The following is a 24,855-nucleotide window of genomic DNA, read 5'->3' on the forward strand; positions in this document are numbered from 1 at the left end:
CGGCGTCACACCCCCCGCCGGAACGCGATCGCGGGGTCTATGCGGGCGACCAGCCACGATGGAATGAACGTCGCCAGGGCGCCCATCGCCAGCGTGGCCGCACCCGTGCGGACGAGTGCGGGCGCGTCCACGAGCACGAGGAAGCGCGGGTTGATCCACGCGATGACCTCGCCGGCGGCCAGCGCGAGTCCTACGCCGACGACGAACCCGACGGACGCCGCGACCAGCGCCTGGACCAGCACCACGCCGAAGAGTCGCGGGTTGGGGATGCCGATCGCCTTGAGCGTGCCGTACTCGCGGCGGCGCTCCGCGGTGGCGTTGTACATCGCGATGCCGACGACCGTCGTGCCGATGAGGAAGCCCACCAGCGCCATGAAGCCCAGCGTGCGGTTGACGAAGCGGCCGTAGAGCTCGCGATCGTTCGCGGCGATCAGCTGCCGTGAGGAGACCGCGGCGTCGCCTCCGAGACGGCGCTCGAGGTCGTCGATCACGGGTCCGGCTTCCCGCCCTTCCTCCAGCGTGACCAGCAGGAACGACGGGTCGCCGTCAGCCGTCACGAGCTCGGCGGCGCCGTCGTAGGTCACGAACAGCATGCCGGCCAGCCAGGTGTAGGTGTCCTCGGAGAGGCCGACGATCCGCAGGTCCCGGCCGAGGACCTCCAGCTCGTCCCCGACGCGCAGCCCCTGCAGCTCGGCGATCGTCGCGTCGGCGACCACCTCGTCGGTCTCGCGCGGCTCCCGGCCCTCCACCATCCGCCACGGCCCGCCGCCGCGGTCCGCGTCGTACCCGACGAGCAGCGAGAACTCGGAGCGGCCGGTCGGGGCGATCGTGACGTACTGGGCGACGATCGGGGCGACGCGCGAGACGCCCTCGGCGTCCTCGGCCACGCCCTGCAGGCGCTCGGGCAGGCTGGAGCGCGCGCCGATGAAGTTGCGGGTGCCGGGTTGGGAGACGATGAGATCGCCGGGGCTGTTGCGCACGTACGACGTCAGGCGGTCGTTGATGCCGTGGTACATGCCGTTGAGCACCAGCACGAGCATGACGGCCAGCGCCACGCCCCCGCTGGTGATCGCGAAGCGCGTCTTCTCCTGCAGCATGCTGCGCGCGCCGACCGAGACCAAGGCGCGGACCTCTCGTGCGGGTACAGGCGGACGGTTCCTACCCGGGAAGGGCGGGAGGGCGGTGGCAGCCGCATTGACCGACGCCTAGCAGTGATGCACTCTGACTCCTAGAGGTGCCGCACGCGTGTGCGCGCACCGCAACCCCGGCCCGCACCCCGAACGCACGAGGGAGCCCGCGCATGCCCCTGCGGCCGCTCGTCCAGTCGCGGAAGACGCTGCTCGAGGCGGCGCTGCTGTCGTGCCGGCGGCAGTGGGGCGAGCTCGGCGTGTCCGCTCGCAGCGGCGGCGGACAGCGCTGGGAGGCCGGCGTCATCGACCCCGAGGCGCTGCTCGTCTTCTCGCTCGAGGTCGGCAGGCGGGACCCGCGGCTCTTCGACGGGGTGCTCGACTGGCTGGTGGAGCACGGGCCGGCCATCGACATCTCGCGCCTGCGCCGCTTCGTGCGCGTCTCGCCGATCGCCGTCCGGCGCCTCGCCGCCGCCGTCGCCGAGATGCTCGACTCGCGCCTGGCCGACCCCAAGTGGACCGCTCTCGCCGAGACCTGGATCGCCGAGGAGGCCGATGAGCCCTGGGAGCCGCAGGCGCTCTTCCTCGGCGCCGACGGGGAGCCGCAGGCGCCGCCGGAGGAGCCAGACGAGCTCTTCGCCCGCCACGGCTTCCTGCGCGCGCCGCTCACGCTGAGAGGCATGACCGCCCCCCTGCCCGTGCGCTCGCCCGCGCTGCTGCGCTTCCGGGCGCGCGCGCTGGTCGGCATAGGGGCGCGCGCGGAGGTGCTCACGTACCTGTGGACGCACGAGCAGGCGCACGGACGGCTCATCCACGCGCGCTCCGGTTACAGCCAGCGCATCGTCGCGGAGTACCTCTCGGACCTGGAGCGGGCGGGCTTCGCCGAGGTCCGCCGAGCCGGAGGGCGGCAGCTCGACTACTCGCTCACGGAGCGCTTGCGGTTGCCCGAGGAGGACCGGGTGCCGTACGTGGACTGGGCGACGTTCCTGCCCGCCTACGCTGCGCTCACGCGCGAGGCCGGCGCGCTCGCGCGCGAGGAGCTCTCGGCGTTCATCGCGTCCTCGCGGCTGCGCCGTGCGTTGCGTGACCTCGACGAGGGTCTGGAGGCCGAGGGCAGCCGCGTACGCATAGGCGACCTCGCCCAGCACTCGAACGAGGGGCTCGTGCAGGCCTGGCCCGCGATCGCCGAGGAGATCGCCGTGGGGGTGCGGGGGTAGCCGGTCCTCGGCGCCGGTCCTCGGCGCAGCGCTCTACCTCGGGACATCTCGTCTCGATCTTCGCGCGCCCCGCTAGCTCTGCACGTCGAGCTGCCAGAACGTCCAGTTCGACACGGCCGGTGGACCTCCGAAGATGTAGGAACGGCCGATCGTGGGCGTCCCGGTCACCGCCCATACCTCCTCCAGGAAGGAGCGCTGGGCGGAGGGCAACCTGCCCTCGGTGTCGTAGAGCCACGGCGAGGTCGACTTCGACGGCGTGAGCAGTATCGGCTTCGGCCGAGAGAACCAGCCCTGGCTGCAGAACGGGGCCGCCGAGAGGGCGTCCGGGAAGTCGTCGCCGCGGCAGACCGCGATCGTCTCGCGCTCGCTGCGCGTGAGCGCGTCGGGACGCCCGGGCGTCCCGACGGAAGCGGTGTCGGCCGGGAGCCCGGCCGCCCACGTCGCGAAGACCTTGGCGGTCTGGTACCGATCCGCTCCGGCGAGCCTGATGACGTGAGCCGAGCCGAGCTCGGCTCTCAGGCGCGTCTGGATGTCGGCCGAGACGACCGAAGGGCCGCCGACGATCGCGACGTCGGTGATGCCCAAGTCGCGGATGCAGTCGAGCACACGGGGATCGAGCCTGTCCTGCCGGGTGAGCAGTATCGGCGCGAAGTTGCCCGCCGACATCGACGACGCCGCCAGCGCGTCGGGGTAGTTGTAGCCGTTCGCCAGGAACGCGAAGCGGCGGAACGGCGTCCCGGGCCACGGCGGCGACGCCGTGGTGACGAGCTGTCTGGTCTTGCGGGCGATCCTGTCGGCGGTCGCGATCCTGTCCCGTCCCGCGATCCGCTCCACCGTGACGGGCGCCCAGCTGGGGAACGCGTCGCGTATCTGCTGCACGACGGCGTCGCTCACGGCGGGCGGGCCACCCAGCACGTAGACGCGGTCCGGGTCGAGCCGGACGAGCTCCGCGCGCGTCTCACCGGGCAGCGAGTCCTTCTTCGTGAGCAGGATCGGTCCCTGGCAGACGCCGGCCAGCGATGCGCCGGCGAGTGCGTCCGGGAAGTTGTAGCCGTTCGCCACGATCGCGGTTCTGAGGTTGAAGTACCCCATGCCGCCGCGTAGCGTGATGTCGGCGAAGCGCTCCTCGCTGATGCGCACCGACGTGCGGACGCGGTCCGGCCCGTAGACGCGCGTGAAGTCGCCGACCTTCGCGCGGAACGTGTACCTGCCGGCGTTGTCGTAGTAGCCGCCGCTGACGCTGTCGCCGTAGGGGCGGACGCGGAGGAAGTAGGTACCCGCCGCGGTCGGCCTGAAGGTGAGACTCGCTCCCAGATGCTCCCACCAGGGCCCACGGATGGCTCCGGCGACAGATGCGCTGTCGAGGGTCAGCACCGGCAGCGTGTTGCCGGGGTTCGGCGTGAAGGAGAGACCCGGGCCGTAGATCTCGATGACGGGGTTCACGTCGCGGTCGTCGTTGGCGACCGCCTCGAAGAGGTAGACGATACCGGCGTCGGCGTCGGCCGCCCCCACCGAGAAGCGGAACCAGTCCTCGTCACACACCCCGCCGGACGTCGCGGCGTCGAAGGTGTGCGCCTCTGTGTACGGGTCCTTGCCGGCCGCTGCGATCGCGTACGTGATGTCGCGAGCCGACGCCGGGGTGTCGTCGCCGGGGGACTCGTACGCATCGGGCGCGAAGGTGGGCGGCCAGGCTGCGGCCGTCGGCGGCAACCAGGCGAGCGCGAGCAGGCAGGCGGACATCAGCGCTGGAAGCGCCCGGGCGCGGATCCTCATGACCCCTCCGATCCTCGGGACGGAATCGCCCTACCCCCAGAATCTACCACGTGCGAGAGGCGTCCGGGGGTGAACCGGGCGCACCACCGCAGGTCCCTACACTACGACAGCTTCGGGATCAAACCCCAGCCTTCTTGCCGCCGCCGGCGGCACGCTTCCGGGTCGAGCCTGCCGAGGATGCCGCCTTGCGCGCCGGCTTCGGCGTCTCCGCGGGGGTCTCCTCGGCGCGAGGCTCGTCGTCGAAGTAGCCGTCGTCCTCCTCGCTGTCCGCGGTGACGACTGCAGGGCGACGCCTCGAGGGAACGGCCTGGGCGCCGTCGTCTGCTTCGCGGTCCCCGACCCTCCCGCGCGCCTTGGCCATGATGGCGTACGCGGCGACTCCGGCGAGGCCGGCGAAGATCAGCAGCACGACGACCGGCGCCGTTCTCGAGCCGCCCTGAGTGCGGCCGGGTGCGCCGCTGCCGCCGGTACCGCCGAGGCCACCTGCGGTTCCGCCCGGCGAGGCGGTCGTCCCGCCCGTGTAGGTGAGCGAAGCCTCCAGCTTCTCGCCGCCCTTGAGGCCGCTCTTCCGCAGCGTGTAGTAGCTCCCCTGCGGTCCGGGCTGCTCGGGAACGAGGCCGGCCGTGGTCGTGCTGACCTGCGCCCCGGCGGGCACCTGGAGCGACAGCGATGCGGACGGCGTCTCGTAAGGCACCGCCATGGACAGAGCCAGCGTCTTGGCCCCTCCCGGCGACGCGGAAGGCGGCGACTCGTACTCGGCCTGCGCGACGCGACTCTCCGAGAGATCGAACACGACGAGGTCGTAGCCGTCGGCTTTCTCGACGGTGTACTGCCGCTGCGGGTCCTTCGACGGATCGACGCCCACGATCTCGCCGGTCCAGAGCAGCTTCGCACCGGCCGGCACCGGAAGCGCGACCTTGGCGGGGAGTCTCGTCTCCTCCGGCAGGGTGGCCGTGACGAGCACGACGCCGGAGGACGAACCCACGTCAACCAGCAGTCTGCTGTCCAGATCCGTGACCGGAGCATAGGCCGGCTGCGCGACGGCGGCCGGCGTGAGCGCCAGCGCCAGCGCCAGGGACAGCATCGCCGCTGTCAACGGCCGAAGACGGGTGTGAGACATTGTCTTCTCCTGGTCGACGATGTGCATGGACGCGCCGGAGTCGAGGGACCCGCGGTGGCGCGTCCCGGGGGCTCCGTGGCCGCGTCCTCCCGGGTCGAGGTCACTCCCGGTCCGGCTGGTTCCTTCTCCTCGCCTGCGGAGCGAGGGTCATGCCGTTTCCCATCCTTGCCAGACACGTGGTGCGGAATCGAGACCGCGCTTCGGGGCCGCCGTGGCTGTCGCACCGGCCCGAGCGGCCCTTCACATCCCGCGCTCCGGCGCCTACCCTCAGGAGATGACCACGGGACTGGACGCGGCCAAGGCGCTGGCGGCCGAGGCCGACCCGGCCGAGGCGGCGAGGCGCTGCGGGATCGGCTTCACCGGCGGAGAGGACGCGCACTTCGCGCTGCCCCTGCTCGGCCGGCCCGTGCGTATCGGCCACCCCGGCTTCGAGGCCGTCTTCTCCGACGACGGGCGGTCCGTCCCGGGCCATGTCGCCGCCGTGCTGCTGCGTCACATCGCGGTCTCGGACGGCACGCCTCCGACCGGGCGCTGGGTGTCCTTCGCCGAACTACCTGAAGGCCGCTTCTACGTCAGCGCCTGGCGCGGGTACACCGGCACTGCGCTGGTGCGGCACTTCGGGGAGCGTGCCGAGGACCTTCGCTCCGCCGCGGCGTCCCTGGGCGCGCGCCCGCTGGACCTGCCCGGAGAGGTCGTCCTGCTGCTGCCGGCGCTGCCGCGCATGCCGCTCGCGCTGACCTTCTGGAGCGCCGACGACGAGTTCGAGGCGCGGGCCGACATCCTCTACGACGCCTCCGCGTCCCACCACCTCCCCATCGACGGCTGCGCGCTGCTGGGCGCGATCGCGACCCACGCGCTGATGGCGGCGGATCCGGGCGAGGGGTAGGAGGGTGTGAGCCGCCGAGAGCGCCCCCGCCGCCGAACGGGACGTCCACGTCCGGGGTTGTGCGATGATGCGCCAATGGAAGCCGTCCGCCTGCTGATGACCCTCGAGCCGTTCGAGCCGCGCATCTGGCGGCGCGTCCTCGTCCCGGACTCCTTCACGCTCAACGGAGTGCACCGCGTGGTGCAGGCGGCGTTCGGCTGGGAGGACTGCCACCTGCACCGCTTCGAGATCGACCGGGTACGCTACGAGGTCCCGGACCCCGAGTGGCCGTGGGACCCGCCCGCCCCCGCCTGGTGTGAGGAGCTGCTCGGCCGGGGCGTCGACCCGGCCGAGGTCGAGGCGCTGCGCACGCCTCCGCGCGACGAGCGGAAGGTGCGGCTGCGGGATGTCGTCGGGCGGGGAGTGAGGCGCTTCGAGTACCTGTACGACTTCGGGGACGGCTGGGATCACACGATCGAGGTCGAAGGTGTCCAGCAAGTGGACGTCGGCCGACTCCCGGCACTCCTGGAAGGCGAGCGTTCAGGGCCGCCCGAGGACTGTGGGGGCATCCCCGGCTACGAGCAGATCCTCGCCGCGTACGCGGGCGAGCGGGTCGACGAATGGGGGCGCGAACGCGCGGAGTGGGCTCGCGCCGTCATGGGATGGCGCTGGAACCCCGAGCACTTCGATCCCGAACTGGCCCAGGACCGGCTGTCGAGGACGTGGCGGGGGCGAGGTCCTTCCGAGCGGGGACGGAGAGCCCGCCGGCCGGGCGACTCAGGGACCTGATCGCCGCCGAAAGCCGGAGCTGCGTACTCCGCGAGATCCGACGCACACCCGTTGACGCCGCTCGTCGACCCTCACGTCGCGCCGTTCGTCGGTCGGATGAGGAGGCGCGCGGGCGGCACGGCATGCGGGAGTGTGCGCTGTTCCACTCCCGGCGGAGATCGAACCGGGCCGGACGCCCTCGGCGCGCAGGGCCGAGCCGTCCCGCGGCCGCCGTTGTCAGACCGCCGTCGTATGCTCCGTCCGTCGACTCGAACGAGGTGATTGGCATGGCACGGACGTACCGGCTGTCCAAGTCGCGGTTCCAGAGCGGGCTTCAGTGTCCGAAGTGCCTCTGGCTCAAGGTGCACGCGCCGGAGCTGGCCGACCCGCTGAGCGAGCGGCAGCAGGCGATCTTCGCCGACGGGCACCGCATCGGCGAGCTCGCGCGGAAGCGTTTCCCCGGAGGCGTCCTCGTGGCCGAGGACCACCGGTACGGCGCCCAGGCGCTGGAGACGACCAGGCGGCTGTTGGCCGAAGGGGTGGACGCGATCTACGAGGCCGCGCTCGAGCACGACGGTGTCTTCGTCCGCGCCGACGTGCTCGTGCGGCGCGGCGAAGCGTGGGACCTCGTGGAGGTGAAGTCCTCCACCAGCTGCAAGCCGGAGCACCTGACCGATGCCGCCGTCCAGGCCTACGTCGTCGAGGGCGCCGGGCTGCGGCTGGGGCGTGTGTACGTGATGCACCTGGACAACACCTACGTCTACGAGGGAGGCGAGTACGATCTGGAGCGACTCTTCGCTCTCGCCGATCTCACCGACCCCGTCCGCGCTTACCTTCCGTGCGTACCCGGCGAAGTTCGACGCATGCTCGCCCTGCTCGCGGGCGAGTGTCCGGATGTCCGCATCGGCAAGCACTGCGGGAAGCCGTACGACTGCGCGTTCATGGGGCACTGCCACGCCTTCCTGCCCGAGTTCCCCGTGACCGAGATCCCACGGATCTCCTCGGAGGTGTTGGACGCGCTGCTGGACGACGGCATCGAGTGCATCCTCGACGTGCCGCCGGCGCACCCGGGGCTGACGGCCAAGCAGCGCGAGGTCTGCCAGGTGATCCAGGCCGGCAGGCTCCTGGTGAAGGGCGACATCGGGAAGACGCTCGTCAGACTCACCTCCCCGGTCCACTTCCTGGACTTCGAGACGTTCAAGCCGGCGCTGCCGCTGTACCCCGGCACGCGGCCGCATCAGCAGCTGCCCTTCCAGTTCTCGGACCACGTCATGCGCTCCGACGGCAGCCTCGAGCACCGCGAGTTCCTCCACGGCGCCGAGGGGGACCCGCGTCCGGCGTTCGTCCGCGCGCTGCTTCAGGCCGTCGACGGCAAAGGCAGCGTCGTCGTCTACACCGGCTTCGAGAACACCGTCCTCTCGGCGCTCGCCCGCGATCTCCCGGAACACGCGGAGCGCATCGGGGGGATCCGGCGGCGCCTGTTCGACTTGCACGACGTGGTGGCCGACCACGTGCGCCACCCGGACTTCCACGGCTCCACGTCGATCAAGTACGTGCTGCCGGCGCTGGTGGACGACCTGTCCTACGATGGCCTGGCGATCCGCGACGGGGACGCGGCGATGCTGCGGTACGAGGCGGCCGCTCGCGGCGAGATCGCAGGGGAGGAGCGTGAGCGGCTCTTCGCCGACCTGCGGGCGTACTGCGGGACGGACACGATGGCGATGGTGCGCCTCTACGAACGGTTCGGCGAGATGGCGCTGGAAGCGGCCGGGTAGCCCGGCGGCGAGCAGGCCACCGCTCCCGTCCTGGGAGCCGCCGCTGTCCCGGCTCCGACTCGCGGCAGCCCCGGGGCCGTGGTATACCGCTTGCAGCGCGTCGAGCAAGCGAGACGCCCGGCCCGGCAGCCGGCTCACCCCCGGAGTCCCCATCCGCATACCTGCGATCCGACCCCGACGCACGCGTCTCAGGCAGGCGGTCCAGGCCGTCAGCTTCGTGGCGTTCGTCGCGCTGACGGTCGCAGGGCTGGGCATGCGGCTGCCCTGGCTGGCTGAGGACCTCTTCTCGCGTCTCGATCCCCTGGTCGGACTGGCGGCGCTCGTCGCGTCACGCAGGGCGATCGCGTTCTGGGCCACCGCGCTGGTCACCGTCGCGCTCACGGTCGCCTTCGGCCGCGCATGGTGCGGCTGGCTGTGTCCGGTCGGCACGCTGCTCGACGTGCTGCCTGCGGCTCCCCGCGGACGCGCGCCGAAGCTGCGCGGGGGGTGGCGTCTGGGCAAGTACGTCACGCTTGCCGTCGTCGCGGGCGCGGCCGCATCGGGGACGCTCTCCCCGATGGTGCTCGATCCGGTCACCATCGTCACGCGCCCGCTACAGGAGCTCGCGCGACCCTTCGCCGGCACCGACGCGATCGCGGTGAACGCCGGGGCGTCGATCGGCCGCTATGCGTTCCGCGCGATCGCGCTGCTCTCACTGGTGCCGCTGGCCGCCGTCGTCGGGCTCAACGCCCTGGGCCGCCGCGGGTGGTGCCGCGCGCTCTGCCCGCTCGGCGGCCTGCTCGCGCTGCTCGCCAGGCTGCCGGGCGTCAGGCGTGCCGTGGGAGCCGGCGCGTGCACGGGGTGCGCTCGTTGCGCGAGCGGCTGCCCGACCTGGGCGGTCGAGCGCGCGGAAGGCTTCGCGTCGCGTTCCGAGGAGTGCATGCTGTGCATGCGCTGCGCGGACCGCTGTCCGGAGGGCGCGATCTCGTTCCGGCCCGTGCCGGCGGCCGTCCTGACGCCCGCGTTCCGTCCCGAGCGTCGCGAGGCGCTCGTCGCGCTGGGCGTGACGGCCGCATCGCTCGCGGTGGCCGCGCTCCCGCTGCGCGCGGACGCGACCACGCTGCGGCCGCCCGGCACCGACGAGGCGCGTCTCGCAAGGCTGTGCGTGCGCTGCGGGGCGTGCTACAGCGCGTGCCCCAGCGCCTCTCTCCGGCCGAGCCTCTCGCTGACCTCCCCTGCGGGGCTCTGGACGCCGATGCTCGACGAGCGGCCCGTCCACTGCACGCTGAGCTGCAACCGCTGCGCCCGAGTGTGCCCGACCGACGCGTTGCACACGCTCAGCGACTGGGAGCAGGTGATGCTGGGCATCGGAACCGTCGCGCGAGTGGACCGCCGCCGCTGTCGGGCATGGGGCGGCGGGCGGAGCTGCATGGTCTGCCGAGGAGCGTGCCCGATCACCGGCGCTCTCACTCAGACTCAGGCCCCCGGGCGCTTCGGAGGGACCGTCGGTGCGCCGGTGGTCGACGTCGAGGCGTGCGTCGGCTGCAACCAGTGCGCTCGCGTCTGTCCGGAGATGCCGCCGGCGATCCGGGTGCCGGGCTCCAAGGCGCCCGGGCTTCCGGTCGGGCCTGCGTAGGCATCGGGTGTGCGGCCCCCTCCCGGTACCCGCGTTCCCATCCGTCGCCGAGCGTGCGCCCCTTCCCCCGCGTCGCGGTTCGGCTACGGAGTGTGAGGGCGGGAGATCATGCGGACGTGCGGCACCGCGCTACTTCTTGCCCGCACGGACGTCGACGATGACCACGTCGGTCATGGCCGAAGCGTATTCGTCGTCGCCCATGAAGTAGGCACGGTAGCAGGTCAGCGCCGTCGGGAAGTCCTTGACGGCGAAGCCCCCGTCCTCGTTGGTGACGACCGTCGCGAACGTGCTCCACTCCACGCCGTCGCCGGATGACTCGATGACGACCTCACGTCCGGCCACGTCCACGGGTTCGGGATCGCACGTCGTCTCGACCGAAGGGCTCGCCTCGCAAGACACCGGTGCGCGGAGCGTTCCGTGCACCACGAGCGGCTTGTCCAGGTCCGCCACCTTGCGGTTGGCTGCCAGGATGAGCTCCGTCTCCGACGGCGTCCCCGGGCCGTCCACCGCGACCGCCACGCTCGCGGTCAGTGCTACGACCAGTGCCAGGATCCATACTGCGAATAGGGTTCGTCTCATGTTGCCTCCTCGACTGTCTCTAGGCGGGGGAAGGACATACCTACGTCATCGGCAACCCCGGGCTTCGCGATGAGGCATGGTCGCTCGCCGCCGTCCTCCCTGAGGGCACGGCGCGCGCATGACGCGCCCGCTCTCAGGCGGGGCGTCCCGGGCCCACCGCCCCCCGTCCGCGCACCGCTCCGCGCACGAACGCCCCCAGCGCCGCCCCGCCTGCCGCGCCTCCGACCACGGCCGCGACGACCAGGGCGTGGTAGAGCAGCCGCTGGTACTCGCCGATGGTGAACAGCGCCACCATCAGCACACCGGGAGTCGCGAGCCACCATGCCCAACGAGGACCGGTAGAGGGGGCCGCGAGCCCGAAGCCCAGGCCGAGCAGCGCGAAGCCAACGAGCACGTAGACGAGCGCCCCGGCCATGTCCCTCGCGCCGAACACGTCGGAGAACACTGCGTTGAACGAGACGAAGAAACCCCAGACCACGCCGAGGAGCACGGCGAACACCCGTCCGGCGATGCGCTTGAGCCTGTCCACCCGACATCCTTCCTCCCGAAGCCGCCCCGCGCGGCCCGTGCCCGCCGAAAGACACGGTAGCAGGTCCGCGCCGCGGCCTCTCTCGAAAGACCGCGTGCGCGCAGGTGCGGTGGCGGCGCCACGGGCGCGTGCGCGCTTGCAAAAGTCCGCCGCTCGGAATAGAAGGAAGAAGAAGGTGAGACGAGCCGCGGCCTGCACGAGCGTGGCCTATGTCACGGGAGGTCCAAGATGACGCGCAAAGGGATACGATCGGCCGTGCTGGCTCTGGCTCTGGCGGCCGTCGTGCTCGCAGCCGCGGTACCCGTGTCCGCCGCGCCCTCGGCGGGCGGCTCGCGCAAGATCGTCGTGTTCCGCTCCGGAGAGGTCGAGGGCGGAGCGCTGCAGCGGATAGAGCGGCTCGGGGGCGTGCGGCTGAAGTCCCTCCCGATGATCGGCGCCGCCGCGGTGTGGCTGCCGGACGCCGCCGCCGGGCGCGCCGTGGGGCGCCTGGCGGAGGTCGAGCGCGTCGAGGACGACATCGTGCTGCATGCGCTCGCCAAGCCTGAAGTCAAGCCGTCGAAGCCGGGCAAGCCGCAACCCGCCCAGACGCTGCCGTGGGGCGTGGACCGGATCGAGGCGGATCTGGCGTGGGCCACCTCCACGGCCGACCCGGTCAAGCTGGCCGTGGTAGACACCGGCATCGACCCCTCCCACCCGGACCTGGTGGACAACCTCAAGGGGGGCGTCAGCACGGTGGCCTACACGTCGAAGTACCGTGACGACAACGGTCACGGCTCGCACGTCGCGGGAATCGCCGGCGCCGTGGACAACGGCGTGGGCGTCGTGGGCGTCGGGCATGCCGTCGACCTGTACGCGGTCAAGGTGCTGGACCGCAACGGCAGCGGCTACCTCTCGGACGTCATCGAGGGCTTGCAGTGGTCGGCGGCGAACGGCATGCAGGTCGCGAACATGAGCCTGGGCACTTCGACCTACAGCGCCTCGTTCGCGTCCGCGGTGAAGGCGGCCCATGACGCCGGCGTCGTGCTCGTGGCGGCGGCGGGCAACTCGGGGCCGGGCGCCGACACCGTCAGCTACCCCGCGCGTTTCCCCGAGGTCATCGCCGTCAGCGCGACGACCTCCTCGGACGCGCTCGCCTCCTACAGCAGCACCGGTCCGTCCGTGGAGCTCGCCGCGCCGGGCTCGAGCATCTACTCCACCTACAAGGGCTCGACCTACAAGACGCTGAGCGGCACGTCCATGGCCTCGCCACACGTCGCCGGTACCGTCGCGCTGCTGCTCGACACCCCGGTCGCAGGTCACGATGCGAACGGGAACGGCCGCTGGGACCTCGCCGAGGTGCGCGCGAAGCTGCGTGCCGCGGCGGAGGACCTCGGTCCGGCCGGGTGGGACGCGGGCTTCGGATACGGACTCGTGCGCGCGGATCGAGCCGTCGCGCCCTAGGGCGCCGTGGAACCTTCCGCGCCCTTCCCGCATCTCCTAGTGTGGACGGGAAGGAGGTCGGCGTGGAGGAGCACGAGTTCGTCGAGCGTGCCCGGCGAGGCGACGGAGCGGCGTTCGAGGTGCTGGTGCGGGCGCACGAGGGTCCATGTACGCGACCGCGTACGGGGTCCTGCGGTCGGGCTGGGATGCGTCGGACGCGGTGCAGGACGCCCTCGCCGAGGCGTATGCGAAGATCGGAGGACTGCGCGATCCGCGGGCGTTCCCCGCGTGGCTCTCGCGCATCCTGGTCAACAAGTGCAACACCATCCTGCGCAAGAGGCGGCGGCTGGTGGTGACCGCCGCGCCGCCGGAGTCCGAAGCGTTCACCTACGTGGGACGCGAGGACGGGCTCGACCTCATGGCGGCGGTCCACGGGTTGGACGCGGACCATCGCGAGGTCGTCGCGCTGCGGTACTTCCGGGACCTCACGCTCGCCGAGATCGCGAACACGCTGGGGTGCCCGGTGGGCACCGTGAAGTCCCGCCTCAACCGTGCGCTCGGCAAGCTGGGCGCGGCGCTGGGCACCGACGACCGAGCGGAGGTGGCGCAATGAGCGCGAAGAACGCGAGCATCGACTGCGAGGCCTGCCGCGAGAGCCTCGAGAGCTACATCGGCGGTGACCTCGAGGCCGCGCGAGCGCGCGAGGTGGCCGAACACCTCGCCGTCTGCGAGGCGTGCGCGGCGTCCTACGAGTCCACTCGGCGGGTCGTGGCCGGACTGACCGACCTGGGAGGGTCCTTCGTGCCCAGGCGGCGCTTCGAGGTGCCCCAGGGGCGGGCGTCCCATGTCGGATCCGGCGTCGGGCGGGGCTGGAGGGTCGCTGCCGCCGCCGGCGTCGCCGCCGCGCTGCTGACCGCGACGGCAGCCTCCGTGCCCGCCGTCGCCGAGCAGCTCCCGCTGCCCGTGGGCCGGCAGCTCGCCGAGCTGCGCGAGGACCGCGCCGAGCTCGAAGCCGAGACCGAGCGCCTCGCCGAGGAGGTCGAGCGCCTCGAGATCGAGCTGCGCGAGATCGAGGGCGAGCGGATGCCGCAGGTCAACACGGCCGAGCCGGCTCTGCCGCCCGAGGTCAACGACGCGGTGCAGGGACTCGTGGTGCGCTTCGTCCGGGCCCAGTACGAGCGGGACGCCTCGGCGCTGCGCGCGATGGCGACGGAGCGCCTGCGAGCCGAGATCGACAGGCGCCCGGGCGACTACCTCAAGGAGGGCGCCACGGTGACCTTCGCGCAGACCACCGACGTCAGCCTCGCCCAGGACGGCACGTACCTTGTGTTCGTGCGCCTGTCCGACGCCGAGTTCCACGACTCGCAGTACCAGGAGAACTTCACCGTCATCAAGGCCGGGGACGCCTACCTCGTCGACAGTGTCGAGATGGACGCGTAGAGCGGCGGTGGCCGTGATCGCCGGCGGACGTGGCGGCGGGCGAACGGCTCGCAGCCCCCGCTCCGCCCGGTGTCGGGGACGCTCCGTCGCCCCCTCGGTGCTCGGGAGCTCCGCCCGGTGTCCGCGCTCAGTCTCTGTCAGCGCATCCGCACGCCCGCGGGCTGCGGCGCCTGGCGCCTCTCGACGATCCTCTTCAGGCTGCGGAGCTCCTCGGCGACGGTGTTGCTGGTGACGCCCCTCAAAGCGCGGGCGGCCAGGGTCCCCGTCGGCGTCGTCGGGAAATCGTACGCGATCTCCAGCACTACCTCGGTGCCGTCCCCGACGGGCTCGAAGCGGACCGTGCCGGTCTCCTCGAAGGGCTCCTCGGGGGCGGAGCGCCACGAGATCAGGCGGCCGGGCTCGTCGTCGACGAGCAAGGCGTCCCACTCCATGCGCACCCCCGTCGCCACGCGCGCGACCCAGTGGACCCGGCCGTCCGCGTCCTCACGCACGTCGTGCGTGTGGTGCATGAACCGCGGCAGGTTCTCGAGCTTGCGGAAGAACGCGTAGACCTCCTGCGGGCTCGCTTCGACCCGGACGCGCTCGACGATGCGCACGCCGCCGGTCCTCGTCTCGATCCTCGCGCGGCCGGGCTTGGCCGTCATCATGCTCACCGCGCGCGTCCCGAGATAGGCGGCCGGCGCGAACGCGAGCGCCTTGCCCCACCACGTCCTGCGCGTCGCGCCCAGGACCGTCAGCGCCACGCCGCCGAGAGCCGCCGCCGCCGCTCCGAACCGCCCGCGCGCGAGGCTCTCGACTCCTGCGGGCTCCCGCCTCCCGGCCGATGCCCTGCCGCGCATACCGCCGCGCATACCGCGGGGCATGCCCGTGCCCGAGGAGCGTCCCTCATGCCCCATCCACTGCCCCATGGCGAACCCTCCGTCCGGTCGTTCCCGGTCCGTCGGCCGGTTCCTTCCCAGGCGGAGGCGGATGCACGCCCTCCGGGACTGAGTTCCCTCGCCGGCCTCGCGTGTTCAGGCTCGGGTCGCAGCCGAGGCGGACGCCGGGGCGCGCCGCCGCCGTCGCAGCATCTCGCAGAACGCCTCCACGCGGGTGCGCGTGCCCGTCTCCGAGGTGTGCACGTCGTACGAGAGCGACATCACGGGGAAACCGTTCTCGCGGGCGAGCCGGTGCAGCGCCGGCGCCGCGTTGACCTCGGGCATGCACCCGAACGGACGCACGTGCACCACTCCGTCGAAGCCGTCGCGCATGTACGCGAGCGTGTGCGCGATGCTCTTGGTGCCGTCCACGCCGATGTCGTGGGTGAGGTACGGCGCCGCCGAGGCCACCAGGTCGCGCATGTAGCGCTTCCCGCCGTACACCGCTTCGAACACCCCGGAGACGCTCACGCGCCGGTGCACCTCTACGCCTTCCGCTGCCAGCAGGCGCTCCAGCGAGTGGTTCGAGAACGGTTCCACGGCCACGTAGAACTCGCCGACGACCCCCACGCGCAGCGGCCGTTCGGGCCGCCTCAACTCGGCCGCGGCCAGCCGCGCGAGACCGGTGCGCCCGGTCTCCTCGGCCGCCTCCGGAGTCGGCGCGCTGTCCAGCTCGCGCAGGAAGTCCCTGAAGGCGCCCTCGTAGGCCGCGGGGTCGGCGGCGAAGGCGGAGTCGCGGCGCACCACCGCCTCCATCGCGTCGAGGACCTCGACCTTCTTTGCGGCCAGCGCGAAGGCGCGCGAGACGGAGCGGAAGGAGTTGCGCGGGTTCAGCCGCTTGAACTCGCGCATGAGCTTCCGAAGGCTCGTGCTGTGGTTCGACAGCGCCATGAACCCGAAGTCGTAGCCCAGGTCGCGAAGGATCGCTTCCTGCACCTCCCCGTAGAAGCCCAGCCGGCACCCTCCACCGGCCTGCACGATCACCTCGGCGCCGGCCTCCAGCGCCTCGATGAAGCAGCCCAGCGTGTACTTGAACGGGACGCAAGCGGCCTCGGGGCTGTGAGCCGCTCCGAGCTCCAGCGTGCGGCGGGTCATCGGCGGCGGCAGCACGACCTCGCCGAGCAACTCGCCGACGGGGCGGAACGCCACGGCGTACTCGCCGAGGTGCGGGAAGGAGACGACGGGGCTCACGCCGGCGCGGCTTTGAGAGCGGCGTGCGTGCGCACGACGTCGGCGAAGCACTCTATGCGGGTCCGCAAGCCCGCGTCGGCGGCGTGCTCGTCCAGAACGATCGAGGTCAGCGGCACGTCCCGGATGCGCAGCCGGCACAGCTCGGTGACGAGCGAGTCGGGCCCGCACGGGAAGCTCACGAGGAACAGGATGCCGTCGATGGCCCTCAGTGCCCGCTCCACGCTGCCGAGGAGCTCGCGGCTGTACGTCCAGTAGACGTCGCGGGCCAGTCGCGGCCGGCCCCCGCGGCGCCCGATGCCCAGCGCCTCGGCTGAGACGACACGCAGCCCCTCCGCGGCGAGCATCCGCGCGACGGGCGCCCCGACGTGCTCGTCGGCGAGGTTGTAGCCGTGGGCGACCACGAGCACGCCCGGCCGTCCGTCCCGCGCGCGCAGACGCTCGAGCTCGGCGCGGGCCTCGGCCCTCTCGTGTGCCCGCTGCCGCCCCCGTGCCCGCTCGCAGGCGAGCGCGGCGCGCAGGGGGGAGGCGCCCAGCGCCTCTCCGAGCGCGCGCAGGCCGGCGCGCTCGCCGCAGCCGTTGCGCACGTCCACGGTGTAGGTGAGCAGCGACGCTGCCGGGAAGACGTTCGCGGCGATGTCGTACGCCCCGAGGAACTTCGCGCAGTTCTCTTCGCGCTTGCCCAGCGAGACGATCCTCGGCAGGAGCACCGCGTCGCAGCGCGGCAGTAGCCATGCCACGTGCCCGAGGTGGAGCTTGACCGGCAGGCACGCCTCATCCGGCGCGTGAGCGCAGCCCTCCTCGAGCAGCGGGGTGCTGCTCTCGGGGCTCACGACCACCTCGTGCCCGATCTGCCGCAGGAAGCTCTCCCACAGCACGCCGTAGCGGTGGTAGAGCAGCGCTCGCGGCAGCCCGATCGTCTCCGGGCGCCTGACCCGTCCGCCGGTTCGCTTCGATGCGTTCAAGGGCCCTCCAGCCTCGTCCCCGCTCCTAGCTTACCCGACCCGTGCCGCCCGCTTGCGCCTCCGCGGCTCCCGGCACACCATGCGGCCCGCCCCGCTCGCCGAGGTCCGCTCCCTGCCGCAGGAGCTCGGCCTGCACGTCGCCGGCGTCTATCGAGCGCGGGGCCGCGCCTGCGCGCGCGGAGAGCGCCGCGCACACCCCTGCGGCCTGCCCGGTGGCCATGCACGCCGGCATGACGCGCGCGCTGGAGAGCGCCTCGTGTGTCGCCGAGATGCACCGCCCTGCCACGAGGACTCCGTCGATCCCGAGGGGGATCAGCGAGCGCAGAGGGATGTCGTAGGCCTGCCCGGGCGGCAGCTTGCGCAGGACGGTCCCGCGGCCCTCGGGGTTGTGGATGTCCATCGGGTAGGCGTTGCGCGCCACGACGTCCTCGAAGCGCCGAGCGCCCAGAACGTCCTCGGCGGTGAGGCGGTACTCGCCCACGACCCGCCGGGTCTCGCGGATGCCGACCTGCGCACCGCTGGTCACGACCCACGTCTCCTCGAAGCCCGGTACGTGCGCTCTCAGGAAGGCCGCGACCTCGCGCATCTGGCGGCGTCCCTCGATCTCCGCGCGCGTGAGGTCGAACGCATCGGCCCCGTTGACCCGCGGCACTCGCGTGGCGTTCACGGTCACCTCGCCGTCGCGCACGCTGGCGAACAGCAGGATGTCCTCGCGCGGCGCCTTGTACTCGCCGGCTTGGAACGCGTCGTAGATGAGGTCCCACAGGCCGTAGACGCCGAACCACTGGCCGGGGTTCTGCGCCACGTAGTCGGTGAAGGAGGCGTGATCGAAGCCGGCGAGCTGGAAGATGAGCGTGGCGGGCTGGGTGAGGCCGTCGTCCGTCCGCCCGATCTCGTAGGACGCCCCGGCCGCGGCGGCGACGTCCCCGTCACCCGTGCAGTCCACGACGGACTTCGCTCGCACCGCCAGGGGTCCGGACTTCGTCTCGAAGATCACGTCCCAGGCCCCGGCCGAGGAGCGTCCGGGCCCTCGGCCGGGCTCCCCGGTCTCGCCGGCCGGGGCCGGCTGCACGACCGTGGCGAGCGCGTGCAGCAGGAACTCGACGCCGGCCTCGTCGCACATCTCGAGCGCGACGAGCTTGAAGACCTCGGCGTCGAAGGGCACGACCCAGCCGGTCCTCGGCGAAGGAGGGATCGCGCCTCCGGCGTCCACGAGCCGGCCGACGAACGCCTCGAGCGCACCGCGTATGACCGGCTCGCCCGGTCCGGTGTCGGTGGGGAACAGCGCGGAGGAGCCGGGCCGCGTCGGTCGCAGCTCCGAGGTGTGGTAGGAGGCGAGCGGCATCACGAGGGCGGCCGTCGCCCAGCCCCCCAGGAAGCCGTAGCGCTCGGTGAGCACCGTGCGCGCGCCAGCCTCCGCAGCGCCCAGAGCGGCGCCGAGGCCGGCCGGCCCGCCGCCGACCACCAGGACGTCGCACTCGCGCGCAAGCGTCGCCGACCGGGCCGGGAGGCTTACCTCGAGCGCACGCTCTGGACGGTGCAGCGGCGGCATCAGGGGGCCGCCCCGGCCTTCTCCGTGGATGTCACGACGCCTTCAAGCACCTGTATGACCAGCCGGTTGTTGTCGCGCGCCCGCTCCTGCAGCTGCGGCAGGCCGCGATCGACGAGGCTGCGCAGGGCCTCCTGCCGGTCCCACGAGCGGTCTATGTAGGCCAGCAGCTGCCCGATGCTCAGGTTCTGCAGGGGTGGCGTCTCCATCTGCAGCTCCTCCACGAAGCCCATCACCTTGGATGCGTAGGGCAGCGCGACGAACGGCACCCGCTGCAGCGCCGCGAAGATCAGGAAGTGCAGCCTCATGCCCACCGCGAAGTTGAGGTGGCGCACCAGCGACAGGAGCTGCTGCGACGAGTACTCGCCCTTCAGCACGCTGGCGCGCTGCGGGCGCTGCATCTTCGAGATCACGGCATGCGAGTGCCGCACGTCCTGGACCTGAGGCTCCAACGGCACGAACACCACGTCCGCGTCGAACCGCTCGATCATGTAGTCCGCCGCTCCCGCCAGCTGCGCGTGGTAGACTTCGACGTCGATGTCGGGCGCAGCGGGACCGGGCTCGCGCACGGACATGCCCACCACCCGTTCCTTGTCGGTGAGGCCCTCCCGGGTGAGCGCGTCATCCGGCAGCGGTTCCGGCTTCAGCAGCAGCGCGGGGTCGGCGGTCACCAGCACCCGTCCGTCGACGCCGAGCTTCTCCAGTGCGTGGCGTGAGCGAAGATCGCGCACGGTGATCGCGTCCGCCTGCAACAGCGCCTGGGTCAGTGCCCGCTTGATCGAGGAGTCGGCCAGGGGCCCGACACCCACGGCGTACACCATGACCCGCACGCCGGCCTCCAGGGCGAGCTGCATCTCGCGAAGGTGCTCCTGGAGCCAGTAGTCGTACAGGATCCCGCCCCCGCCGACGATCAGCAGGTCCAGTCCCTCGATCTCGGACAGGAGGTCGTCGCGGCCCACGCCGACGTTGTACGGCGCGCGTTCGACCCCGTGCCGCGTCAGCGTGTCCTCGGGGTCCGGCGTGAAGACCGAGATCTCCACTCCGGGCAGCGAGGCCCGCAGTTGTGTGACCATGCTGGCCAGGATCGCCTCGTCGCCGAGGTTGCACCCGCCGTAAGAGCCGGTGATGCCGACGCGCGCCATCGGCCCTCCCCTCCGGCCTGCTGCCGGTTCTCGCGTCGCACGGTCTGAGCCCGGACGAGTCCGTTCGGCGGCTCGCGTACCGGATTCTTCCCCGCCGCGCGGCATTCTGCCGTCCCCGTCGGGGCATCCACGCGGGGAGCCGGCCCGAGAGGAGGAGGCGTACGCCGACGACGGCCGGCGACCGGAGAGGCTCCTAGCGGCGCAACGTGGCCGCGAGGCGTCGCGGGTGCGTGAGCAGCCCGATCGCGTCGCCGACGTCGCGCGTGAGGATGTCCGCCGCCTCGGCCGCGTCGAACGCGCAGCCCTCGGGGCCCATCACGCATATCCCGAGCGCGGCGGCCCGCAGCATCGCGACGTCGTTCGCTCCGTTGCCCACCGCCACCACGCGCTCCGCGCCCAACTCCTCCACCAGCCGCGCCTTGCGCTCGGCCTCCGAGCCGTTGTTGATGATGCGGACCTCGATCCCGAGCGCTCCGGCGACCGACGCCCCCCGGCCGTGCGTGTCGGCGGTGACGGCGAGAGCGCGCAGAGAGCCGCTCAACTCGGCGAGCGCGTCGCGCACGTTCGCATGGACCCATCCATCCCTGGCGACCGTGCCGTTGACGTCGAGCACGAGCCACTCGAGTTCGAGCGCTCGCCACCCCGGCACCTCGATCGTGAGCATCGCTCAGCCCTCCTCCTCGGCCCGTACCGTTCGGAGAAGAGCGCTTCAGCACCCGGTACCCTCCTGTATCTTACTTCCACAAGGTACCGGCGTGCACCAGGGCAAGGGCGACACCGTGAAGCGGGACCTCAGGCGGCGTCGAGTCTCGAGGTGCTCTCGCGTCGCCGCGGCCCGAACCTGCGGTGCAGCCACCGGGCGAGCAGGCCGCCAGGCAGCGCTCCGAGCAGCGAGACGATCACCGCGCCGGGGATCGCGAACAACAGCGCGGAAGCCTCTTCGATCGTTCCGCGCAGGATGAAGAGCCCGAGCGCGGCGCCGCCCCCGACGACGCCCGCTGCCGCGAGGGACAGGAGAGCGGCTCTGAGCTTGGTGACGGGCTGCTTCCTCCCTGCCGCGATAGTCAGCGCGGCGGCCGCGGTGGCGGCCGGGCCGCACAGAACGGCTGAGGCCAAAGCGGCCAGGGTCGCGAGATCGGCCAGCAGGATGTCGGTGTGCGACTGCATTCGGTCCTCCTCGTAGCCGTCGTGCGCACTGCCTGGGCATCAGCCCGGCCCGCCGGTCCTCCGCGCCGGTCGGCCTCTACTTCCACAACGTCTTCGCGTTCCCTGCCCGGCGACGGTAGGGACCACATGGAAGGGCGGCCGCCGAGCGTGCTCCGCTTCGACTTCCCGCAGCCCGCACCGCGAGAGGGGTAGCTCGGAGGGCGTTCCGCAGCGCTGCGGCTTCCGCCCCTGTCGGCACGCCCGTTCCCGGGTGTAGAATCGAGGGGGGTACGGGGGCCCGGACACGGGGACGGCCCCGCATGGCGGTGAAGGAGCACGTCGGTCTCAGCTTGCGCGTGCACGCGCTCGCCGCCACGCTGCCCCGGCACGACTGGCGCTCCGACGAACGAGCGTTGCCCCCCAACGGCATCTACCTGATGTTCGAACGCGGCGAGCGCGTCAGGACTCCCGACGGACCGGTGGACCGGGTGGTCCGGGTCGCCTCGCACCGTAAGCCGGGCAGGCTTCCCAAACGCGTTCGCGCTACGTTCGGCAGCCCGTATTCCGGGCAACTCAGGCATGCGCCGCCGCTTCGGGCCCACTACAGCGAGGCCCTGCTGCGGCGCGAGGCGGCATCGCCCCCCGGCGTCGGCGGCCCTCGCTTCGAGGACCGCGTCACGCAGGCGATCCGGCTCTCCTTCACCTTCTGCGTCATCCCCGTCGAGGATGCCGACGAGCGCTACGAGTTCGAACGCTCTCTCATCGCGCTGCTGGCGCAGTACCCTGCCGCGGCGCCGTCCTCCCGCTGGCTGGGCAGGTTCTCCAGCGAAGCGGCGATCGCCAAGGGCGGCCTGTGGAACGTGAAGCATGCGGGAGCTCGAGCGATGGACGGAGGGCAGTTCGAACGCTTCCGTTGCCGCGCGGAGGGCTCGGTCGGCGGCGCCGCGGGCGAGGACGAGGTGGCCGGTCTGTATCGGGGCTCCGCCCAGACATCCGCGGTGCACGCGGCGGAGTCGCTGTTCCTCGGCGCGCTGTGGTGGCTGCGCTCGACCTACGCCCAGCACGGCTTCGCCTCGCGGCGCGATCTGGTCTGGACGCTGCAGAAGCGGCTCGCCTCGGTGAGCCGCCGCACGTTCCGCGGGTGCAGGGTGTACACAGCGGTGCCGGAGCCGTACGGCGGCCGCCCGATAGACCTGGCCGTCGTCGACGAGAACGACGAGTTCCTCGTGGCAGTGTGCGTCGTCTACGAACCCGACGCGCGCCGCCGCTCCGGCGACCTGCGCTACGCGCGGCTCCCGCGGACCTCGTGGGAAGAGGTGGCCGCGGAAGGCAAGCGGACCCGCGATCTCGTCGCGGCCGGACGCGTCCCGGTCGCCTACACCCTCCTGGTGGACGAGGGGGGCCGGTACCGGGACCGTGACCTTCCGGGTTCCCTCCGCGAGGAGTGGGCCCCCCCCGAGCACCCCGCGCTGGCGGTCATGAGGCTGCGTGCCGGACGGTAGCGCCGGACGTCCGGCGCCGGACCGCCGCGGACCGGTTCCCGCCGCCGCTCCTCCCGCTCTTCGTGCCGTCGGCCGACGTCACGCCCCCGGCTGGCGGGCGAGCCGACCGCGAGGTCCCGACCGGCGAGGTACGATACGAGGGCGGAGAGCGAAGGAGGGCGCCAGTGCGGGAGCGGCGGCGATGAGCGGGTCCCTCGTCGCCGGCATAGCGGTCGGCCTGGCGCTCCTGCTCATCGCCCGGAACCGGGAACGCTCGCGCGACGTCGATGCCTTCGCCGCCGTCGCACGCCTCGCCCGCGCGGGCCCGCTCTCCTTGCCCTGGCCGTTCTGGGGAGCCGCCGCGGCGGGCTCCTTGGCGGTCATGACAGGTATGCCGGCGGTCTCGCCGCTGGCCCGTGCGACCGGCGCGCTCGCCATGAGCGTCCTGGCCTGGCTGTCGTGGCTGGCCTCCTGGTCGTCGTTGAGGGCCCTGCTCGACGCCGCGATCGTCTTCCAGGACCACGTCCCACTCACCAGGCGGCCGGCCTCGGCCTCCGCCCCCGCTCCGGCGGCCGCGCTGTCGTTCCGGCCGCTGGCCGCGGCGCTCGTGCTGCTCGCAGCGCTGTCCGTCACGGGTGTCGGGTTCGGGCTGCTGTCGCTGCTCTTGGGCTGGACGCGGTTCCTGCCGCTGCTGGCCGCCGGCGTCTGGCTGGTCATCGGGATGGGCTTCGCGAGCTACGTGCACGCTGCGATGGCCGCGGAGCGGAGGGTTCGGAGCGTGTTGGGCGACCCCTCTTCGGTGGACGACGAGAGGCTGCTTGACGCCCTTCGGCGCAACCCGCGCTCGCCCCGCCTGCTGATCGAGCACGCCCGCCGCTTGGAGTCCTCAGGCGAGTGGCTCCAAGCGCTGCTGGAGTACCGGGCGGCTGAGGTGTCCGGCTCTCTGCCCGAGGAGGCGCGCGAGGGCGCGGAGCGCGCACGCCGCACGGTGGCGGGAAAGCCCGGGCCGGTGGAGGGGTCGATCGTGCGGCAGCGCGGCACGGGCGAGCCGAAGGTGCTCCTCGAGCCGCTGCGCGCGGCGCCCGACGCCGTCGCCGTCTCGGTCGTCGACCCCGCGGCCTTCGTCGGCGAGCTGCTGGCGCTGGCCGACGACGGGCTGATCCTGAGCGTGGAGGGCGAGGTCGACGCAGCGCTCGCCCAGGAGCTCCGGTCCTTCGAGCACCTGGCCCCCCTGATCGAGCGGGACAGGGACCACCCCTGGGCCGCGATGCGATCGTGGCGGCTGGAGGAGCCGGTGCGCGAGACGCTGCGCCTGGCGATCACCGAGGGAGTGCCGCGGGGATGGACGCACCTGCGCGTGTACACGGTGCAGAGGCTGCTCGTGGAGTGCCGCTCGCGCTTCGCGCGGACGAGCGTCGCCCCCGACCTCGCGCACCGCGAGTTCCTGGAGTGGCGCCGTTCGGGGGCCGTAGGACCCTCCGGAGTCAGCGGGGTCGGCGGGGCGAGCGGGTGAGGGGATCCGGGCGGCGGCTCTGCACGTACGAGTCGACAGCCCAGAACGCGCCGGCGGCCGGCACAGCGGCCCCGAGGAGCAGCGCCGCGTGAGGGAGACGGGTCGCGAGCGCGCCGGCGAGGGAGCACAGCACCGCGCCCGGCAGGGCGCCGACGGCGGAGGCGGCCAGCGCCCGGCCCCACGACAGCGGCGAGGCGCCGGCGAGGAGGGCGACCGCCTCGGCGAGCACCGGGACCGGGCGCGTGAGCAGGATCGCGATCGCTCCTCGGCGGGAGAGCAGCCCGTCGGCCGCCACCCTCTCGGCCGGGGGGACGAGCCTGCCGAGCAGCCGGCTGCCGCGCCGCCCCAGCGCGAAGGCGACCGCGAAGCCGCCGACGCTGCCCGCCAGCGACAGCGCCGCGCCGGCCACCGGCCCGAAGAGCGCGCCGCCGGCGGCCATGACGAGGCTGGAGGGCACCGGCATCAGCACGTCGGCGACCAGGAGTCCCACGATGCCCGCGGCCGCGGCCGTTCCGCGCCCGGCGAGCACGGCGAAGGGGTCCTCGAGCACCGGGAGATGCAGCGCGGAGACCGCGACGTAGGCGGCGGCGAGCACACCGAGGATCGCGGCGACGACGAGCCAGTAGCGGCGCAGCGTCTTCCAGTCCCCTCTCGGGAACTGCACGACCTGCGCCACCCGTCCACGCGGCGGTCCTCCACTGCCCGATGTTCCCCGGGTCTTGAACGT

At 72.5% G+C, this 24,855-nt stretch carries 23 protein-coding genes; 10 read left to right on the forward strand and 13 right to left on the reverse strand.

Annotated features, from left to right (window positions below):
* Positions 1 to 5: 5 nt before the first annotated feature.
* Complete coding sequence (locus IBX62_01060; protein MBE0475679.1) at positions 6 to 1,121, reverse strand: ABC transporter permease; 1,116 nt, start codon at positions 1,119 to 1,121, stop codon at positions 6 to 8.
* A 179-nt stretch (positions 1,122 to 1,300) separates the two neighbouring features.
* On the opposite strand from IBX62_01060, the gene IBX62_01065 reads away from it, so the two are divergent.
* Positions 1,301 to 2,344 (forward strand): hypothetical protein, encoded by a 1,044-nt coding sequence (locus IBX62_01065; protein MBE0475680.1) that lies wholly within the window; start codon positions 1,301 to 1,303, stop codon positions 2,342 to 2,344.
* A 72-nt stretch (positions 2,345 to 2,416) separates the two neighbouring features.
* Here IBX62_01065 and IBX62_01070 read toward each other — a convergent pair whose 3' ends face one another.
* Both IBX62_01070 and IBX62_01075 read right to left on the reverse strand, forming a co-directional pair.
* Positions 2,417 to 4,117 carry a cell wall-binding repeat-containing protein gene (locus IBX62_01070; GenBank protein MBE0475681.1) on the reverse strand — a complete coding sequence of 567 codons (1,701 nt, stop codon included), beginning with the start codon at positions 4,115 to 4,117 and terminating at the stop codon, positions 2,417 to 2,419.
* A 118-nt stretch (positions 4,118 to 4,235) separates the two neighbouring features.
* A complete protein-coding gene (locus IBX62_01075; GenBank protein ID MBE0475682.1) occupies positions 4,236 to 5,237 on the reverse strand; it encodes a hypothetical protein in 1,002 nt (333 codons plus the stop codon).
* Between the two features lie 211 nt (positions 5,238 to 5,448).
* Between IBX62_01075 and IBX62_01080 the strand changes: the two genes are divergently transcribed.
* The 4 genes from IBX62_01080 (at position 5,449) to IBX62_01095 (ending at position 10,260) form a co-directional block, all read left to right on the forward strand.
* Positions 5,449 to 6,123 (forward strand): DUF3786 domain-containing protein, encoded by a 675-nt coding sequence (locus IBX62_01080; protein MBE0475683.1) that lies wholly within the window; start codon positions 5,449 to 5,451, stop codon positions 6,121 to 6,123.
* A gap of 75 nt (positions 6,124 to 6,198) precedes the next feature.
* The gene (locus tag IBX62_01085) at positions 6,199 to 6,891 is read left to right on the forward strand and encodes a plasmid pRiA4b ORF-3 family protein (GenBank protein MBE0475684.1); all 693 of its coding nucleotides are present in this window, start codon (positions 6,199 to 6,201) and stop codon (positions 6,889 to 6,891) included.
* A gap of 266 nt (positions 6,892 to 7,157) precedes the next feature.
* Entirely contained in the window at positions 7,158 to 8,645 is a 1,488-nt protein-coding gene (locus IBX62_01090) for a DUF2779 domain-containing protein (protein ID MBE0475685.1), read from the forward strand.
* A 217-nt stretch (positions 8,646 to 8,862) separates the two neighbouring features.
* Complete coding sequence (locus tag IBX62_01095; protein MBE0475686.1) at positions 8,863 to 10,260, forward strand: 4Fe-4S binding protein; 1,398 nt, start codon at positions 8,863 to 8,865, stop codon at positions 10,258 to 10,260.
* Positions 10,261 to 10,389: 129 nt separating this feature from the next.
* Here the strand turns inward: IBX62_01095 and IBX62_01100 are convergent, their stop codons facing one another.
* Positions 10,390 to 10,839, reverse strand: coding sequence for a hypothetical protein (locus IBX62_01100; protein ID MBE0475687.1), 450 nt, complete (start codon positions 10,837 to 10,839; stop codon positions 10,390 to 10,392).
* Positions 10,840 to 10,972: 133 nt separating this feature from the next.
* Positions 10,973 to 11,368, reverse strand: a complete 396-nt coding sequence (locus IBX62_01105; GenBank protein ID MBE0475688.1) for a hypothetical protein — start codon at positions 11,366 to 11,368, stop codon at positions 10,973 to 10,975.
* Positions 11,369 to 11,596: 228 nt separating this feature from the next.
* On the opposite strand from IBX62_01105, the gene IBX62_01110 reads away from it, so the two are divergent.
* From IBX62_01110 to IBX62_01120, 3 genes are all read left to right on the forward strand, one after another.
* The gene (locus IBX62_01110) at positions 11,597 to 12,808 is read left to right on the forward strand and encodes a S8 family peptidase (GenBank protein ID MBE0475689.1); all 1,212 of its coding nucleotides are present in this window, start codon (positions 11,597 to 11,599) and stop codon (positions 12,806 to 12,808) included.
* Positions 12,809 to 12,953: 145 nt separating this feature from the next.
* Positions 12,954 to 13,400, forward strand: a complete 447-nt coding sequence (locus IBX62_01115; protein ID MBE0475690.1) for an RNA polymerase sigma factor — start codon at positions 12,954 to 12,956, stop codon at positions 13,398 to 13,400.
* Positions 13,397 to 14,227 (forward strand): zf-HC2 domain-containing protein, encoded by an 831-nt coding sequence (locus IBX62_01120; GenBank protein ID MBE0475691.1) that lies wholly within the window; start codon positions 13,397 to 13,399, stop codon positions 14,225 to 14,227. The genes IBX62_01115 and IBX62_01120 overlap by 4 nt, the downstream gene beginning before the upstream one ends.
* Positions 14,228 to 14,364: 137 nt before the next feature.
* On the opposite strand, the gene IBX62_01125 is transcribed toward IBX62_01120, so the two are convergent.
* The 7 genes from IBX62_01125 to IBX62_01155 all read right to left on the reverse strand — a co-directional run bounded on the left by IBX62_01125 (position 14,365) and on the right by IBX62_01155 (position 21,155).
* On the reverse strand, positions 14,365 to 15,135 hold the full coding sequence (locus IBX62_01125; protein MBE0475692.1) for an SRPBCC family protein: 771 nt from the start codon (positions 15,133 to 15,135) through the stop codon (positions 14,365 to 14,367).
* Positions 15,136 to 15,240: 105 nt separating this feature from the next.
* Positions 15,241 to 16,335, reverse strand: coding sequence for a 2-hydroxyacyl-CoA dehydratase (locus IBX62_01130; GenBank protein MBE0475693.1), 1,095 nt, complete (start codon positions 16,333 to 16,335; stop codon positions 15,241 to 15,243).
* Positions 16,332 to 17,297, reverse strand: a complete 966-nt coding sequence (locus IBX62_01135) for a hypothetical protein (protein ID MBE0475694.1) — start codon at positions 17,295 to 17,297, stop codon at positions 16,332 to 16,334. Before IBX62_01135 ends, IBX62_01130 begins: the two co-directional genes overlap by 4 nt.
* Positions 17,298 to 17,322: 25 nt before the next feature.
* Entirely contained in the window at positions 17,323 to 18,849 is a 1,527-nt protein-coding gene (locus tag IBX62_01140; protein MBE0475695.1) for an FAD-dependent oxidoreductase, read from the reverse strand.
* The gene (locus IBX62_01145) at positions 18,849 to 19,988 is read right to left on the reverse strand and encodes a polysaccharide pyruvyl transferase family protein (protein ID MBE0475696.1); all 1,140 of its coding nucleotides are present in this window, start codon (positions 19,986 to 19,988) and stop codon (positions 18,849 to 18,851) included. The genes IBX62_01140 and IBX62_01145 overlap by 1 nt, the downstream gene beginning before the upstream one ends.
* Positions 19,989 to 20,181: 193 nt before the next feature.
* Positions 20,182 to 20,652, reverse strand: a complete 471-nt coding sequence (locus IBX62_01150; GenBank protein MBE0475697.1) for an HAD family hydrolase — start codon at positions 20,650 to 20,652, stop codon at positions 20,182 to 20,184.
* A gap of 128 nt (positions 20,653 to 20,780) precedes the next feature.
* A complete protein-coding gene (locus tag IBX62_01155; GenBank protein ID MBE0475698.1) occupies positions 20,781 to 21,155 on the reverse strand; it encodes a hypothetical protein in 375 nt (124 codons plus the stop codon).
* Between the two features lie 299 nt (positions 21,156 to 21,454).
* Between IBX62_01155 and IBX62_01160 the strand changes: the two genes are divergently transcribed.
* Both IBX62_01160 and IBX62_01165 read left to right on the forward strand, forming a co-directional pair.
* Positions 21,455 to 22,636, forward strand: coding sequence for a hypothetical protein (locus IBX62_01160; protein ID MBE0475699.1), 1,182 nt, complete (start codon positions 21,455 to 21,457; stop codon positions 22,634 to 22,636).
* Between the two features lie 181 nt (positions 22,637 to 22,817).
* Positions 22,818 to 24,128: a hypothetical protein gene (locus tag IBX62_01165; GenBank protein MBE0475700.1), complete on the forward strand. Its 1,311-nt coding sequence runs from the start codon at positions 22,818 to 22,820 to the stop codon at positions 24,126 to 24,128.
* Here IBX62_01165 and IBX62_01170 read toward each other — a convergent pair.
* Positions 24,100 to 24,792 (reverse strand): TVP38/TMEM64 family protein, encoded by a 693-nt coding sequence (locus IBX62_01170; protein ID MBE0475701.1) that lies wholly within the window; start codon positions 24,790 to 24,792, stop codon positions 24,100 to 24,102. The genes IBX62_01165 and IBX62_01170 overlap by 29 nt on opposite strands.
* Positions 24,793 to 24,855 lie beyond the last annotated feature (63 nt).

This window comes from Coriobacteriia bacterium, assembly GCA_014859305.1.
Lineage (GTDB): Bacteria > Actinomycetota > Coriobacteriia > Anaerosomatales > Kmv31 > Kmv31.